15 protein-coding genes are annotated in these 14950 nt (G+C 70.4%); 8 read left to right on the top strand and 7 right to left on the bottom strand.

All coding sequences use genetic code 11. From position 1 onward, the window contains the following. The first annotated feature begins 72 nt into the window (after window positions 1–72). Entirely contained in the window at window positions 73–2598 is a 2526-nt protein-coding gene (locus tag ABZ386_RS34665; protein WP_356506380.1) for an FHA domain-containing protein, read from the top strand. 91 nt (window positions 2599–2689) lie between these two features. On the opposite strand, the gene ABZ386_RS34660 is transcribed toward ABZ386_RS34665, so the two are convergent. From ABZ386_RS34660 to ABZ386_RS34650, 3 genes are all read right to left on the bottom strand, one after another. Beyond that, a complete protein-coding gene (locus ABZ386_RS34660; RefSeq protein ID WP_351346623.1) occupies window positions 2690–3418 on the bottom strand; it encodes a transglycosylase SLT domain-containing protein in 729 nt (242 codons plus the stop codon). 346 nt (window positions 3419–3764) lie between these two features. Continuing rightward, window positions 3765–4808, bottom strand: coding sequence for an S-adenosylmethionine:tRNA ribosyltransferase-isomerase (locus ABZ386_RS34655; RefSeq protein WP_351346621.1), 1044 nt, complete (start codon window positions 4806–4808; stop codon window positions 3765–3767). Further along, window positions 4805–5503, bottom strand: a complete 699-nt coding sequence (locus tag ABZ386_RS34650; RefSeq protein ID WP_351346619.1) for an SDR family oxidoreductase — start codon at window positions 5501–5503, stop codon at window positions 4805–4807. Before ABZ386_RS34650 ends, ABZ386_RS34655 begins: the two co-directional genes overlap by 4 nt. A 273-nt stretch (window positions 5504–5776) precedes the next feature. On the opposite strand from ABZ386_RS34650, the gene ABZ386_RS34645 reads away from it, so the two are divergent. From ABZ386_RS34645 to ABZ386_RS34635, 3 genes are all read left to right on the top strand, one after another. Then, window positions 5777–6922, top strand: coding sequence for a GAF domain-containing sensor histidine kinase (locus tag ABZ386_RS34645; RefSeq protein ID WP_351346618.1), 1146 nt, complete (start codon window positions 5777–5779; stop codon window positions 6920–6922). Beyond that, complete coding sequence (locus ABZ386_RS34640; RefSeq protein ID WP_198678112.1) at window positions 6915–7556, top strand: response regulator transcription factor; 642 nt, start codon at window positions 6915–6917, stop codon at window positions 7554–7556. The genes ABZ386_RS34645 and ABZ386_RS34640 overlap by 8 nt, the downstream gene beginning before the upstream one ends. A 156-nt stretch (window positions 7557–7712) precedes the next feature. Further along, window positions 7713–7955: a chaplin gene (locus ABZ386_RS34635; protein ID WP_114251215.1), complete on the top strand. Its 243-nt coding sequence runs from the start codon at window positions 7713–7715 to the stop codon at window positions 7953–7955. A gap of 335 nt (window positions 7956–8290) precedes the next feature. Here ABZ386_RS34635 and ABZ386_RS34630 read toward each other — a convergent pair whose 3' ends face one another. Then, window positions 8291–9079 (bottom strand): hypothetical protein, encoded by a 789-nt coding sequence (locus ABZ386_RS34630; RefSeq protein ID WP_358967559.1) that lies wholly within the window; start codon window positions 9077–9079, stop codon window positions 8291–8293. 161 nt (window positions 9080–9240) lie between these two features. Here ABZ386_RS34630 and ABZ386_RS34625 point away from each other — a divergent pair, with 161 nt between their 5' ends. From ABZ386_RS34625 to ABZ386_RS34615, 3 genes are all read left to right on the top strand, one after another. Beyond that, on the top strand, window positions 9241–10038 hold the full coding sequence (locus ABZ386_RS34625; RefSeq protein WP_114251213.1) for an ABC transporter ATP-binding protein: 798 nt from the start codon (window positions 9241–9243) through the stop codon (window positions 10036–10038). 95 nt (window positions 10039–10133) lie between these two features. Continuing rightward, on the top strand, window positions 10134–10565 hold the full coding sequence (locus tag ABZ386_RS34620; protein ID WP_114251212.1) for an NfeD family protein: 432 nt from the start codon (window positions 10134–10136) through the stop codon (window positions 10563–10565). Between the two features lie 132 nt (window positions 10566–10697). Then, window positions 10698–11657: an SPFH domain-containing protein gene (locus tag ABZ386_RS34615; protein ID WP_114251211.1), complete on the top strand. Its 960-nt coding sequence runs from the start codon at window positions 10698–10700 to the stop codon at window positions 11655–11657. A 57-nt stretch (window positions 11658–11714) separates the two neighbouring features. Here the strand turns inward: ABZ386_RS34615 and ABZ386_RS34610 are convergent, their stop codons facing one another. The 3 genes from ABZ386_RS34610 to ABZ386_RS34600 form a co-directional block, all read right to left on the bottom strand. Next, the gene (locus tag ABZ386_RS34610; RefSeq protein ID WP_306968241.1) at window positions 11715–12221 is read right to left on the bottom strand and encodes an HNH endonuclease; all 507 of its coding nucleotides are present in this window, start codon (window positions 12219–12221) and stop codon (window positions 11715–11717) included. 210 nt (window positions 12222–12431) lie between these two features. Further along, window positions 12432–12971: a YbhB/YbcL family Raf kinase inhibitor-like protein gene (locus ABZ386_RS34605; protein WP_114251209.1), complete on the bottom strand. Its 540-nt coding sequence runs from the start codon at window positions 12969–12971 to the stop codon at window positions 12432–12434. Window positions 12972–13022: 51 nt separating this feature from the next. Beyond that, complete coding sequence (locus tag ABZ386_RS34600; protein WP_351346609.1) at window positions 13023–13805, bottom strand: sporulation protein; 783 nt, start codon at window positions 13803–13805, stop codon at window positions 13023–13025. A gap of 145 nt (window positions 13806–13950) precedes the next feature. Between ABZ386_RS34600 and ABZ386_RS34595 the strand changes: the two genes are divergently transcribed. Next, window positions 13951–14592, top strand: coding sequence for a DNA-3-methyladenine glycosylase (locus ABZ386_RS34595; protein ID WP_358967557.1), 642 nt, complete (start codon window positions 13951–13953; stop codon window positions 14590–14592). Window positions 14593–14950: the final 358 nt, after the last annotated feature.

The raw sequence follows: 14950 nt of genomic DNA, 5'->3' as shown, positions 1-14950 counted from the left end.
CCCCCCGATGTTCGACATCCCTAGACTCCCCATGTCGGGGGTAACTCGGGGGACAACTCAGTGGGGCATGGAGTGCCGGAACTCGTACTGGAATCAAACGGACGTACCTGGACGCTCGATCCGTCCAGGTCATACACCCTCGGACGTGATCCGCAGGGGGACGTCGTCTTCGACGACGCCAGGGTTTCCTGGCGTCACGCCACGGTCAGCTTCAACGGCCGCAGTTGGGTCATCGAGGACCACGGCAGCACCAACGGCACGTTCGTGCAGGGGCAGCGGATCCATCAGCTGGAACTCGGCCCCGGCTCGGCCGTCAACCTGGGCAACGCGACCGACGGCCCGCGCCTGAACCTCTCCGGCGCCGCGGCCTCCGTCGCGACGCCCCAGGCCCAGCCCCAGCAGCAGCCGTACGCAGCACAGGGCGCGAACGCGGGCTGGGCCCAGCAGGCCCCCGCCCAGCAGGCGCCCCACCAGCAGCCCCAGGCCGGCTGGCAGCAGCAGCCGCAGCAGCCGGCGGCGCACATCCCGCAGCAGCAGGGCCCCGGCGGTGTCGCGGGGGCACCGCCGGTCTACGGCGACCGCAGCCCGACCACGTTCCACCAGTTCTCCCTCGGCCGCGTGATGCGCATCGGCCGTGCCCTGGAGAACGAACTGGTCGTCTCGGACCTCCAGGTCTCGCGGCACCACGCCGAGTTCCACGCCATGCCCGACGGCCGCATGGAGATCCGAGACCTCGGCTCGCACAACGGCACGTACGTCAACGGCCAGCCGATCCCCAAGGGCGGCTCCCAGCTGCTCGGCCCGGCCGACGTCGTCGGCGTCGGCCACTCGACGTTCCGGATCGTCGGCGACCGGCTCGAGGAGTTCGTCGACACCGGTGAGGTGTCCTTCTCCGCCCGCCACCTGACCGTCACGGTCGACGGCGGCAAGCAGATCCTCAAGGACGTCTCCTTCGGCGTCCCGGAGAAGTCGCTGATCGCGGTCATCGGCCCGTCCGGTTCCGGCAAGTCGACCCTGCTCAAGGCGCTCACGGGCTACCGCCCCGCCAACCAGGGCGAGGTCCTCTACGACAACCGGAACCTCTACAAGCAGTTCGCCGAGCTGCGCCAGCGCATCGGTCTGGTCCCGCAGGACGACATCCTGCACAAGGAGCTGACCGTCAAGAAGGCCCTCAAGTACGCGGCCAAGCTGCGCTTCCCCGCCGACACCACGGCGGCCGAGCGCGAGGCCCGCATCGACGAGGTGCTGCGCGAGCTCAAGCTCGACATCCACAAGGACAAGAAGGTCACGTCCCTCTCCGGCGGCCAGCGCAAGCGCGTCTCGGTCGCCCTGGAGCTGCTGACCAAGCCGTCGCTGATCTTCCTGGACGAGCCGACCTCCGGCCTCGACCCGGGCATGGACCGCGACGTCATGCAGCTGCTGCGCGGCCTCGCCGACGACGGCCGCACGGTCCTCGTCGTCACCCACTCCGTGGCCGAGCTCGCCCTGTGCGACAAGCTCCTCGTGATGGCCCCCGGCGGCTCGGTGGCCTACTTCGGCCCGCCCGAGGAGGCACTGAACTTCTTCGGCTACGACACCTGGGCCGACGTCTTCTCCGCCTTCGAGAACTACCGCGACTACGACTGGGCGGGCCGCTGGAAGGGCTCGCAGCACTACCAGATGTACGCCGCGGACATCGACGCCGTAGCGCCGCAGTCCGTACAGGTCGCGCCCATGCAGGCGATGAAGCCGCCGAAGCCGCAGGGCTGGATGTCCCAGTTCGTCACGCTCGTGCGGCGGTACGTCTCGGTGATCGCGTCCGACAAGGGCTTCCTGGCCCTGATGGTGATCCTGCCGGCCGTGCTCGGCGCGGTGAGCCTGCTCATCGACGCGGACCGGGGCCTGCTGCCGAACCCGGAGAACCCGCAGACCGGCCGGATCATCCCCAACGGCACGGCCACCACGGTCCTGCTGATCCTCGCGGTCGGCGCCTGTTTCGCGGGCGCGGCGAACTCGGTCCGAGAGCTGATCAAGGAACGGGTCATCTACGAGCGGGAGCGCGCGACCGGTCTGTCCCGCTCGGCGTACCTGATGTCGAAGGTGTTCGTGCTCGGCATGATCACCGTACTGCAGGGCCTGCTGGTCGGCGTCATCGGCTTCTCCAGCCGGGAGATCCCGGAGGAAGGGCTCGTTTTCGGCAGCGCGACGCTGCTGGAGCTGTCGGTGCCGATCATGGCGCTGGGCTTCACGTCGATGATGTTCGGCCTGATCATCTCGTCGCTGGTGAAGACCGCCGAGAAGACCATGCCGCTGCTGGTGATGTTCGCGATCATCCAGGTCGTCTTCACGGGCTGCCTGTTCACGCTGCACGGCTCGATCGGCGTCAACCAGTTCTCGTTCCTGATGCCGTCGCGCTGGGCGGTCGCCGCAGCCGGCGCCACGCTGGACTTCAACAAGATCAGCCCGCCCGAGACGCCCGGCGACACCGACCCGCTGTGGGAGCACACGGTCGGCGCCTGGGCCATGGACATGGGCGCGCTGCTCGCCCTCGGTGTGATCTGCGGCTTCTTCGTGGCCCGCTTCCTGCGCCGCCACGAGCCCGAGGTCATGCGCAAGTAGTCACCGCTCCACCGCGCCCGAAGGGCGGCACCCCGTCAGCCGGGTGCCGCCCTTCGGCGTTCGGTTCAGCGAGCAGAGGTCCGCGCCAGCCTCAGTACGCGCCGAAGACGTTGTCCATGGAGCCGTACTTGTCGGCCGCGTAGTTGCAGGCGGCGGTGATGTTGGCGACCGGGTCGTAGATGTCCCAGGAGGTGCCGGGGACGTGGTACGCCTTGAAGGTCGGCGGGATGACCTGCAGCAGGCCCTTCGACGGGACGCCGTTGATGGCGTTGATGTCCCAGTTGTTGATCGCCTTCGGGTTGCCCGAGGACTCCCGCATGATGTTGCGGTGGATGCCGTCGTAGGACGCCGGGATGTCGTGCTTCTTCAGGATGTCGAGCGACTCGCGGATCCAGCCGTCGAGGTTGTTCGGGTAGCTCTTCGCGGCGGCCTTCTTGATCTGGGCGCGCTTGGCGTCGCGGCTCGCGGCCTCCTTGGCCTTGCGCGCGGCCTCGGCCTTCTTCTTCGCCGCCTCGGCGGCGGCCTTCTTCTTGGCGGCGGCCGCGGCGTCGGCCTTCTTCTTCGCCGCGATCTGCTCGGCCTTCAGGCTGGCACCGGCCATCTGGTCGGTGACGCTCGCCTTGACGTCCTTGATCTGCTCGGTGCTGAACGCCACCGCAGCCGGCTGAGCGGCCTCGGTCGTGGTCTTGGTCGACGCGCCGCTCGGCACCGCGGAGACCCCGATGGCGACGGCGCCGAGGGTGGCGACACCGGCCATGGCGATCTTGTGATGACGGGTCAGGCTACGACTCTGAACACGGCTGAAGATGTTCTTGGGCATGCTGCTGTGGACCTCTTCGAATAGCGCGGGGGTCGCTCGGCGTCCGGCGTTGGACGGTTGTGCTTCCGACACGAACGCCGCGGGGGAGAACCCACGGCGCTGAGCGACGCCAGCAATTCTTAGCGGCCGCAAAATGGCGTGGCAAAGGTGTGACGTACGATGCCCGATAGTGGATCAGGGAGGGGTAAAACGGGGCAGATTGGACTGTCTGCGCCGCTCAATAGGTGGGGCTTTGTCTCCTACGCACTTTCGTACGTGACGTGCGTCCTATGCGCGGGCTCACACCGCGCGACGTGCGGTCTCACCGCTAGTTGCACAAGCGATGCTCTGTGTGAGGACCCGTCGGCTACGGCAGCAGCAGGTGCACGTCCCCGAACTCATGCCACAGGTACCGGCCCCGGAGCGCGGCCTCGTAGCCCCGCTCGATCGCCGCCCGCCCCGCGACCGCCTCCAGCATCAGCAGATGCGAGGCCTCCGGCTCGTGCAGCCCGGTCAGCAGCCCGTCCACGACACGGACCCCGCGCTCCGGCGTCACCACCAGGTCGGTCCATCCCGCCCGCGGCCGCACGGTCCCGTCGGCGCCCACCGCCGACTCCACGGCCCGTACCGCCGTCGTGCCGACCGCGATGACCCGGCCGTCCCCGGCCTTCGTGGCGTTGATCAGCCCCGCGGACGCCTCCGGCACCGCGAAACGCTCCGGATACGGCGGCTCGTGCGCCTCCCCCGACGCCACCCCCGTGTGCAGGGTGACCGGCGCGAACCGCACCCCCCGGCTCACCAGCTCCGTCACCAGCCGCGCCGTGAAGGGCCGCGCCGCGCTCGGCATCTCCGCACTGCCCGACCCGTCCCCGGACGGCAGCGCGAACACCGTCTGGTAGACGGACAGCGGCTGGTCCCGCTCCGTATAGGCGTACCGAATGGGCCGCCCGTGCTCCCGCAGCAGCCCCGGCACCCCGGCCCCGGACACCCGCGCCCACCACAGCCGCTCGCTCCGCCCGCTCAGCGGCTCCTCCAGGACCAGCCGCACACCCCCTGGCAGACACACCCCAGCCTGCGCAGGCCCGCCCGCACGCGCACGCGTGGTGCCCCGCCCGTCCGGCTCCCGCAGCTCCACCGCCCAGCGGCCGTCGTCCCCGCGGGTGGAGAAGTGCACCACCACGCGCGCGTGCCCGACCCATCCGTCGACGGCCGCCGCCAGCGTGGCCGAGGTGTTGACCACGAGCAGATCCCCGGCCCGCAGCAGCCGCGGCAGCTCCGAGAACGTGTGATGCGCCACCTCGGCACCCTTGGACACCAGCATCCGTACGGCGTCCCGGTCCAGCCCGGGCCCCCGCTGCTCGACGGGAACCCGGGCCGACAACTCCTGCGGCACGCGCACGGCCAGGGTCATCGGACCCCGTCCACCAGAGCCGGGGCCCCGTACCGCCCGCTCGCCGGCCGCTCGTCCAGCAGCCGCAGGAACCCCGGCACCACGGCCGCCGGCTCCGGCCGCGGCTCGTGATCGTCCGGCACGGCCGCCGCATACAGGTCCGTGCCCATGTCCCCGGGATCCACCGCCCAGACCCGCAGCCCCGGCTCCTCCACGGCGAGCACCGCCGCCAGGTGGTCCAGAGCCGCCTTGGAGGCCCCATAGCCGCCCCACGTCTCGTACGCCTCGGCGGCCGCGTCCGAGCTGACCGCCACCACGGCCCCCGCCTCCGAGGCCCGCAGCAGCGGCAGCGCCTCCTGGACCAGGCCCAGGCCCGCCACCAGGTTCACCTCCAGCGCCCTCCGGAGTCCCGCGAGGGGCAGCTCCTCCAGCCGCACCAGGGGCTCGGCGCCCAACGCGCTCGCGTTGTGCACCAGCAGGTCGACCCCGCCCAGCCGCCACGCCGCCGCCACCAGCTCCGCCCGGTGCGCGGCGTCCGTGACGTCCCCGGGCAAGGCGGTCACGCGGGTGCCGTGCGCGGAGACCGCCCTCGCGGCGTCCTCCAGGGCCTCGGCGCCCCGGGCGTCGAGCACCAGGTCCCAGCCACGCCCGGCCAGCGCCTCGGCGAGCGCCCGGCCCAGCCCCTTCGAGGCCCCGGTGATGATCGCAACCGGCATGATCAGCTCCCTCGTCGTGATCGCGTGCCCTCACCGTAGGAACGGGACCGCCCGGACCGCCTCGGACGCGAGCCGCAACCCACCGGGGCCCTTCGCCCTAGACCACGGGCCCACCACCCCCGGGCCTGGTCCGGACCCACCCGGCCGCTCCGGTCCCGGCGCCCCTGTACCGCCCAGGCCCGTACTAGGCCGCGCGGCCTAGGTCCACCGGCCGGGGCGTCCGCCGTCACCGGTCCGATCCGCGCTGTCACAGCCCGCCGGTACCGTGAGGACATGAGTCACGGTCCCCGGTCCGGCCTCGCCGCGGTGAGTTCCGCGTTGCTGGCCATGAGCAGGCATCTCGAGGTGCGCGACGTCCTGAAGACGATCGTCGCCTCGGCCCGCGAGCTGCTCGACGCGCAGTACGCCGCGCTCGGCGTCCCGGACGACCACGGCGGCTTCGCCCAGTTCGTGGTCGACGGCGTCAGCGAGGAGCAGTGGAAGGCCATCGGCCCCCTCCCGCGCCAGCACGGCATCCTCGCCGCGATGCTGCACGAGGCCAGGGCCGAACGCCTCGCGGACGTCCGCAAGGACCCCCGCTTCGAGGGCTGGCCGAAGGCCCACCCGGACCTGGTCGACTTCCTGGGCCTGCCGATCAGGGACGGCGAGGAGGTGATCGGCGCCCTGTTCCTGGCGAACAAGAACTGCAAGAAGCCCGAGGGCAGCTGCGGCTTCACCCAGGACGACGAGGAACTGCTCGGCATCCTCGCCCAGCACGCCGCGATCGCCCTCACCAACGCCCGCCTCTACGAACGCAGCCGCGAACTGACCATCGCCGAGGAACGCTCGCGCCTGGCCCACGAACTGCACGACGCGGTCAGCCAGAAGCTGTTCTCCCTGCGCCTGACGGCCCAGGCGGCGGCCCGCCTGGTGGACCGCGACCCCTCCCGCGCCAAGGGCGAACTGCAGCAGGTGGCGGCCCTCGCCGCCGAGGCCGCCGACGAACTGCGCGCGGCGGTCGTCGAGTTGCGCCCCGCCGCCCTGGACGAGGACGGTCTCGTGGCGACCCTCCGGACGCAGATACAGGTCCTCGACCGCGCCCACAGCGCCCGCGTGACCTTCACCGGCCACGGCGTCAAGGCGCTGCCCGCCTCCCAGGAGGAGGCCCTCCTGCGCGTCGCCCAGGAGGCCCTGCACAACGCCCTGCGCCACTCCGGCGCCGACCACGTCGACGTGACCCTGGACCGCCGCGACGGCGGAGCCGTCCTGCGGGTCACGGACGACGGCAGCGGCTTCGACCCCCAGGCGGTCCGCCGCGCGGGGCGTCACCTCGGCCTGGTCTCGATGCGGGACCGGGCGAGCGGCGCCGGGGGCACGCTGACCGTGGAATCGGCGCCCGGCAAGGGCACCACGATCGAGATGGAGGTCCCCGGTGGCTGACGTGATCAAGGTACTGCTCGTCGACGACCACCAGGTCGTCCGCCGGGGCCTGCGCACGTTCCTCGAAGTGCAGGACGACATCGAGGTCGTCGGCGAGGCGGCCGACGGCGCCGAGGGAGTCGACCGAGCCGAGGAGCTGCGGCCCGACGTCATCCTCATGGACGTCAAGATGCCGGGCATGGACGGCGTCGACGCCCTGCGCAGACTCCGCGAACTCGACAACCCCGCGCGCGTGCTGGTCGTCACCAGCTTCACCGAGCAGCGCACGGTGGTCCCGGCGCTGCGCGCGGGCGCCGCCGGCTACGTCTACAAGGACGTCGACCCCGACGCCCTCGCCGGAGCCATCCGCTCGGTCCACGCCGGGCACATCCTCCTCCAGCCGGAGGTCGCCGGCGCCCTGCTCTCCCAGGAGGAGGCCAACTCCGGCCCGGGCAGGGGAGGTTCACTCACCGAGCGGGAGCGCGAGGTGCTCGGCCTGATAGCGGACGGCCGTTCCAACCGGGAGATCGCCCGCGCGCTCGTCCTCTCCGAGAAGACCGTCAAGACCCACGTCTCGAACATCCTGATGAAACTCGACCTGGCCGACCGAACGCAGGCCGCCCTGTGGGCCGTTCGCCATGGCGTGACCGGCTGACACGCTCAGCCCACGGCAACACGGAGGGTTCCGTTCCGGACCGAGATTCATACTGTCGTGGGAACGTCCCTCATTTGGCGCATCCTCGGTGGATCTCCGCCGTTCTCCAGTGCGTGCTGCGGCGCCTGCCGCGGCAATCGCAAGGAGGGCTCAGAAGTGAAGAACCTGAAGAAGGCAGCGGCCGTGACGATGGTGACCGGTGGCCTGCTGGCCGCGGGCGCGGGCATGGCCTCCGCCACCAGCGCGCACGCCGACGGCCAGGCCGTGGGCTCCCCGGGTGTCGCCTCGGGCAACGTGGTCCAGGCCCCGGTGCACGTCCCGGTCAACGTGTCCGGCAACAGCGTGAACGTCGTGGGCATCCTGAACCCCGCCTTCGGCAACCTCGCCGTCAACCACTGACACCCCGCCTCCGTCTCCGAGCCGGAGGCAACCACCGGCCTCCCAGCCACCCCTGGGAGGCCGTTCGGCTCAGCTCGCGGTCCCTCACCCTGCTCAACAGCGGCCCCAGTCCCGCTCAGCCGCGGGCCCTCGCCCCTACGGGCCCCGCTCAGCCGCAGCCCCCATCCCGCCCAGCTGCGGGCAGTCGTGCCGCTTGGGGCGGCACGGGTGGGCGCAGCGGCACCCCGCTCCGCCGGGCTGCGCAACGCCCCGACCTCAGCCCCTGCGCCGAGCACCTGCACCCTGCGCCGAGCGCCCGCACCCTGTGCCGAGCACCCGCACAACCCCGGGCCAGCTCACCGCACCCCCCGCTCCCGCTCCTCCACAACGGAGTTGTACGCCGCGACCTGCGCCCGCCGAGCCGTCCGCTCCACCGGCCGCAACGCCTCCCGCCGAGCGAAGATCTCCGCCGAGCTCACCGCACCTCCGTGCCCACTCTCCGCGGCCACCCCGATCAGCGTCCCCACCCGCCGCGCCAACTCCAGCACCCGCACCGCCCGCGGCGGATACCCCGGCGCCAGCACCTCCCGCCCCCGCTCGGCCCGAGCCCGATACGCATCGATCGCCGCCTCCGCCACCGGCCCCGACCCGGCCACATCCAGCCGCGTCAGCACCTCGGTCGCCTCCCGCAGGGCCTCTGCCAACTCCCGCTCCGCCTCACCCAGCGACGGCACATCAGCGGGCGGCGCCTCCCGCACGGGCAGCACATGCCACACGACCTCGACATGCACATCGCCCTCGGGCCCGGCCTCGTACACCTCCGGCACCAGCCCGAACGCGGCCCCGTAACAGACCACCGCCTCCTCGGCGTCCAGCGCCCGCGCGTTGAACTCCGGCGGCCCGCACAGCCCCAGCGGATGCCCCGGCGCGGGCAGCGCCACCCGCAGCCCGGTCACTCCGAGCGCCCGCAGCCGCCCCAGTGCCAACGTCAGCCCGACGGGCGCCGACTCCCCGGGCAACCCCTCCACCCGGTGCACCGCGTCCTCACCGACGATGGCGAGCACGGCGTCATCCGGCGAGACAAGTCCGGCCAAAAGGGCATTTCCCCAAGCTGCGAGACGTCCAGCGCGCGGTTCCGTGAGCATGCTCCCAGCCTAGGACCCTCCAAGGACCGGACCGAGGGAATGTCCGGGCCGACCGGTGGCGTAGATTTCATGGAGGGCTGCGCCCACCGGCGCGGCGGACCGAGCCACAGGCGTACGCGACAGCCGAGACCGGCCACACTGCAAGGGGAGACAACGCGCTCATGAGCGATGTTCTGGAGCTTCAGGACGTATCCGTGGTCCGTGAGGGCCGGGCTCTGGTGGACCAGGTCTCCTGGTCGGTCAAGGAGGGCGAGCGCTGGGTCATCCTCGGCCCGAACGGCGCCGGCAAGACCACCCTCCTCAACCTCGCTTCCACCTACCTCTTCCCCAGCTCGGGCACCGCCGCCATCCTCGGCGAGACCCTCGGCAGGCCCGGCACCGACGTCTTCGAGCTGCGCCCGCGCATCGGCATGGCCGGCATCGCCATGGCCGACAAGCTCCCCAAGCGCCAGACGGTCCTGGAGACGGTCCTGACCGCCGCGTACGGCATGACCGCCACCTGGCACGAGGACTACGAGGAGATCGACGAGCAGCGCGCCCGCGCCTTCCTCGACCGCCTCGGCATGAGCGAGTACCTGGAGCGCAAGTTCGGCACGCTCTCCGAGGGCGAGCGCAAGCGCACCCTCATCGCCCGCGCCCTGATGACCGACCCCGAACTGCTGCTCCTGGACGAGCCCGCCGCCGGCCTCGACCTCGGCGGCCGCGAGGACCTCGTCCGCCGCCTCGGCCGGCTCGCCCGCGACCCCATCGCCCCCTCGATGCTCATGGTCACCCACCACGTCGAGGAAATCCCCCCGGGCTTCACCCACGTCCTCATGATCCGCCAGGGCAAGGTCCTCGCCGCGGGTCCCCTGGAGCTCGAACTCACCTCCCGCAACCTCTCCCTCTGCTTCGGCCTCCCCCTCGTCGTCGAACAGGTGGGCGACCGCTGGACCGCGCAGGGCCTCCCGCTGTCCTGACCCGCCCCCGCGCCACACAAATCCCAGAGTAAGAACGGCATTTCACACGCTGGGCGCCCTGTCGGCGACAGGGCCCTCGGACCTACCATGACCATGTGGAAATCGACGCATGGCTGTGGTGGCTGATCGGCGCGGCAGCGCTCGGCATCGCGCTCGTGATCACCGCGATGCCCGAACTCGGCATGCTCGCGGTGGGCGCCATCGGCGCCGCGGCGGTCAGCGGCGTCTTCGGCGGCGGAGCCGTCGCCCAGGTCGTCGTCTTCGCCGTCATCTCGACCGCGGGCATCGCCGTCGTACGCCCCATCGCGAACCGACATCGCGCCCAGCGACCCCAACTCGCCACCGGCGTGGACGCGTTGAAGGGCAGACAAGCCGTCGTCCTGGAACGCGTCGACGCCTCCGGCGGCCGGATCAAGCTGGCCGGAGAGGTCTGGTCGGCCCGCGCCCTCGACACCGGCCGCGCCTACGAAGTAGGCCAGGAAGTGGACGTCGTGGACATCGAGGGAGCGACCGCGATCGTCATGTGACCTCGCACGACGTAACTGGAGTGAACTCCTCGCCAGCTACGCGACGGTCTGTCAGACTCGACCAGCAAGATCTTCGACAACCATAAGATCTGCCGAAGACGCCGCAGCGGAGAAGGGACACGGGGAACGACGATGGAACCGGTCATCATCGTCCTGATCATTCTGGTGGTGTTGGTCTTCATCGCCCTGATCAAGACGATCCAAGTCATCCCACAGGCCAGCGCGGCCATCGTGGAGCGGTTCGGCCGCTACACGCGGACCCTGAACGCGGGCCTCAACATCGTCGTCCCGTTCATCGACACCATCCGCAACCGCATCGACCTGCGCGAACAGGTCGTCCCGTTCCCGCCGCAGCCGGTGATCACCCAGGACAACCTGGTCGTCAACATCGACACCGTCATCTACTACCAGGTGACCGACGCCCGGGCCGCCACCTACGAAGTCGCCAGCTACATCCAGGCGATCGAGCAGCTCACCGTCACCACGCTCCGCAACATCATCGGTGGCATGGACCTGGAGCGGACCCTGACCTCCCGCGAGGAGATCAACGCGGCCCTGCGCGGCGTCCTCGACGAGGCCACCGGCAAGTGGGGCATCCGCGTCAACCGCGTCGAGTTGAAGGCGATCGAGCCGCCCACCTCCATCCAGGACTCGATGGAGAAGCAGATGCGCGCCGACCGCGACAAGCGCGCCGCGATCCTCCAGGCCGAAGGTGTCCGGCAGTCCGAGATCCTGCGCGCCGAGGGCGAGAAGCAGTCCCAGATCCTGCGCGCCGAAGGTGAGGCCAAGGCAGCCGCCCTGCGCGCCGAGGGCGAGGCCCAGGCCGTCCGTACGGTCTTCGAGGCCATCCACGCCGGCGACCCGGACCAGAAGCTCCTCTCGTACCAGTACCTCCAGATGCTCCCGAAGATCGCCGAAGGCGACGCCAACAAGCTCTGGATCGTCCCCAGCGAGATCGGCGACGCCCTCAAGGGCCTGTCCGGCGCCATGGGCAACTTCGGCGGCATCGGCGGAGGTTCCGGCGGCAACGGCGGCGCCTCCGGCGCCCAGGTCCCCGCCCAGGAACGCCGCGAGAAGCCGTCCATCGACTGAACCGGCACATGCGAAGGGGCCCGCTTCCCAGGAAGCGGGCCCCTTCGCACGCGACCGCTAGGCGGCCGGCTGGGCCAGCCACTCCGGCAGCGCGTCGAAGTCGTCCTGCCCCAGCGCCAGCAGCATCGCGTCCGCCGGAGTCGGCTCGAACGGCTGCCGCAGCAGCGGCATCCCCGCCTGCTCCGGAGTCCGGTTCGCCTTGCGGTGATTGTCCTCCGCGCACGAGGCCACCGTGTTCAGCCACGTGTCCTGCCCGCCCTGCGACCGCGGCACCACGTGGTCCACGGTCGTCGCCCGCCTCCCGCAGTACGCGCACCTGTGCCGGTCACGGACCAGTACACCCCGCCTCGACCACGGAGCTCGTCTTCGGAACGGCACCCGCACGTACTGGCAGAGCCTGATCACGCGGGGCGCCGGTATGTCGACCGCGGCTCCCCGCATCCGCAGTTCGGGGTGGGCCTGCTCGACGACGGCCTTGTCCTGAAGCACCAGAACGACGGCTCGGTTCAGCGTCACCGTCGACAACGGCTCGAAGCTCGCGTTGAGTACCAGCGTGTCCCGCATACCAGCCCACCTCCCGTGTGCACCGGCCCACCCCCTGGCGGGCTGGGATCAACTCTGGCCGGGCACGCCGAGATGGACAACGCAATATCTGCTGCTCCCACGGGGGGTGACCCCCGCGACCCCCGGCAACAAAAATGCCCGCTCCTGATCAATTCCAAGACCAGGAGCGGGCAAACGTTCCGTGAACGCTGGGATCGCCGGACGGCTTGCTCAGTCTTCGGCGGGCACCTCGTACTCACCGATCAGCTGAGCCCGCGCGATGGTGTGGAAACGCAGGTTGAAGCCGACGAAAGCCGGACTGGCGTCCGCGTCCGGGCCCAGCTTCTCCTGGTCCACGGCGTACACCGTGAACACATACCGGTGCGACCCGTCCCCGGGCGGCGGCGCGGCCCCGCCGAAGTCCTTGCTGCCGTAGTCGTTACGAGCGTGGATCGCGCCCTCGGGCAGCCCCTCGAACGCGCCGCTGCCCGCCCCCACCGGCAGCTCGGTCACCGAAGCCGGGATGTCGAACAGCACCCAGTGCCAGAACCCACTGCCCGTCGGGGCGTCGGGGTCGTAGCAGGTCACGGCGAAGCTCTTGGTCTCCGGCGGGAAGCCCTCCCACCGCAGGTGCGGTGAGGTGTTGCCGGCCGCGTAGACCTGAGCGTCCTTGAGCGTCGCCCCTTCCCGGACGTCCTTGCTCTCGACCGTGAACGACGGCACGGGCGGATGGAAGTCGTGGGGGAGCGGCCGCCGCTTGAGCTCGGTCACCTCGGTACCTCCTGATCGGTTCTTGCAGTCGAACCCGAGCCTAGGCCCTCCCTAGAACCAGTTGCGCTTGCTGCCGACCTCGGACAGCCACTGGTTGAGGTACGCGATCCAGTCCGTGCCCTGGTAGTCGTTGAGCCCCACCTGGAAGGACCGGAAGGTGTCGCTGCCCTCGCTGAAGAGCCCCGGCTTCTTGTCCATCTCGAGCACCACGTCCATGGCGTGCTCGTCCGCCACGAAGCTCAGCTCGACCTGGTTCAGCCCCCGGTACTGCTGCGGCGGGTAGAACTCGATCTCCTGGTAGAACGGCAGCTTCTGCCGCGTACCCCGGATGACCCCGCGCTCCATGTCCGCGTTCTTGAACCGGAAGCCCAGCTGGACGAACGCGTCCAGAATCGCCTTCTGCGCCGGCAGCGGGTGCACATTGACGGGGTCAAGGTCACTGGAGTCCACCGCCCGCGCGATCTCCAGCTCCGTGGACACCCCGATGTTCATGCCGCGCAGCGCCTGACCGTCGATCATCGTGATCGGGGTCTCCCACGGGATCTCCAGCCCGAACGGCACCGCGTGCACCGCGTTCGCCTGCAGCTCGAACGCCCCGCCCAGCCGCGACTTCGTGAACTCGATGTCCTGCTTGTACTCCTGGTCGCCGCTCTCCACCTCGACCTTGGCCTGCAGCCCGACCGAGAGCCCCTCGATCTGCTGGTTCACGGAACCGCCCTGGATCCGCACCTCACCCTGGACGACACCGCCCGGCACGACGTTGACCTCGTGCAGCACCGTCTCGACGGAAGCCCCGCCGGCCCCCAGGCTCGCGAGCAGCTTCTTGAACGCCATGACTCTCCCTCTCGCCCATTACGGGTGGATCCTTGATCCCTACAAACGCGATCCGGCCGTGGCCGGTTCCACGCCCTCACCCTGGCAAGGCCGGTGCCCCCTGGCCACCCCACCGCGCCACCCGTCTCCAGTACCCTCGGACGGCATGATCGTGACCCCCGACCGTACGCCCCTGCCCAGGGAGTTCTTCGACCGGCCCGTCCTCGATGTCGCCCCCGACCTGCTCGGCCGCATCCTGGTACGCACCACCCCGGACGGTCCGATCGCCCTCCGCCTGACCGAGGTCGAGGCCTACGACGGCGCCGACGACCCCGGTTCCCACGCCTATCGCGGCCGCACGGCCCGCAACGAGGTGATGTTCGGCCCGCCCGGACACGTCTACGTCTACTTCACCTACGGCATGTGGTTCTGCATGAACCTGGTGTGCGGCCCCGAGGGAAAGGCGAGCGCGGTCCTGCTCCGCGCCGGCGAGATCATCGAGGGCGCCGAGCTGGCCCGCACCCGTCGACTCTCGGCCCGCAACGACAAGGAACTGGCCAAAGGCCCGGCCCGTCTGGCCACGGCCCTGGACGTGGACCGCTCCCTGGACGGCACGGACGCCTGCACCTCGGAGGAGACCCCCCTCCGCATGCTGACCGGCACGCCCGTGCCCTCCGACCAGGTACTCAACGGCCCCCGCACCGGTGTGGCCGGCGAAGGAGCCGTGCACCCCTGGCGCTTCTGGATCGCCAACGACCCGACGGTCAGCCCCTATCGGGCGCATGTCCCGAGGCGCCGCCGAAGTTGACGCGTCCAGGCAAGGTGCGTAATGTAGCCCGAGCCGCTTGACCCGGGTACGGCAATCGCCTGCAGCCGGAAGCGGCCAAACCACTACCTAGCCACTCCCCTCAGCAGGGGCGAATTCGGCGTGCCCGCATGCCTGAATTCGACGCCGACGGACTCGATTATGAGTTGGACGGGGAATCGGCTAACGTAGTGAATGTCGAAAGGCCGACGAGCGAAAGCCCGAGCCGGACGGCAAATCCCGCCGACAGGGAATCGGATCGAGAAAAAAGATCTGATAGAGTCGGAAACGCAAGACCGAAGGGAAGCGCCCGGAGGAAAGCCCGAGAGGGTGAGTACAAAGGAAGCGACCGTTCCTTGAG

This window comes from Streptomyces sp. NPDC006140 (assembly GCF_040628815.1).
GTDB lineage: Bacteria > Actinomycetota > Actinomycetes > Streptomycetales > Streptomycetaceae > Streptomyces.
The sequence above is the reverse complement of the archived record's forward strand: the minus strand, read 5'-3'. Positions and strand labels throughout refer to the sequence as shown.

Bases quoted from the DNA above. Each gene is read 5' to 3' on its own strand.
- ABZ386_RS34660 (WP_351346623.1), bottom strand. From the start codon at position 3,418: ATGCCCAAGAACATCTTCAGCCGTGTTCAGAGTCGTAGCCTGACCCGT.
- ABZ386_RS34655 (WP_351346621.1), bottom strand. From the start codon at position 4,808: ATGACCCTGGCCGTGCGCGTGCCGCAGGAGTTGTCGGCCCGGGTTCCC.
- ABZ386_RS34650 (WP_351346619.1), bottom strand. From the start codon at position 5,503: ATGCCGGTTGCGATCATCACCGGGGCCTCGAAGGGGCTGGGCCGGGCG.
- ABZ386_RS34645 (WP_351346618.1), top strand. From the start codon at position 5,777: ATGAGTCACGGTCCCCGGTCCGGCCTCGCCGCGGTGAGTTCCGCGTTG.
- ABZ386_RS34630 (WP_358967559.1), bottom strand. From the start codon at position 9,079: ATGCTCACGGAACCGCGCGCTGGACGTCTCGCAGCTTGGGGAAATGCC.
- ABZ386_RS34625 (WP_114251213.1), top strand. From the start codon at position 9,241: ATGAGCGATGTTCTGGAGCTTCAGGACGTATCCGTGGTCCGTGAGGGC.
- ABZ386_RS34615 (WP_114251211.1), top strand. From the start codon at position 10,698: ATGGAACCGGTCATCATCGTCCTGATCATTCTGGTGGTGTTGGTCTTC.
- ABZ386_RS34610 (WP_306968241.1), bottom strand. From the start codon at position 12,221: ATGCGGGACACGCTGGTACTCAACGCGAGCTTCGAGCCGTTGTCGACG.
- ABZ386_RS34600 (WP_351346609.1), bottom strand. From the start codon at position 13,805: ATGGCGTTCAAGAAGCTGCTCGCGAGCCTGGGGGCCGGCGGGGCTTCC.
- ABZ386_RS34595 (WP_358967557.1), top strand. From the start codon at position 13,951: ATGATCGTGACCCCCGACCGTACGCCCCTGCCCAGGGAGTTCTTCGAC.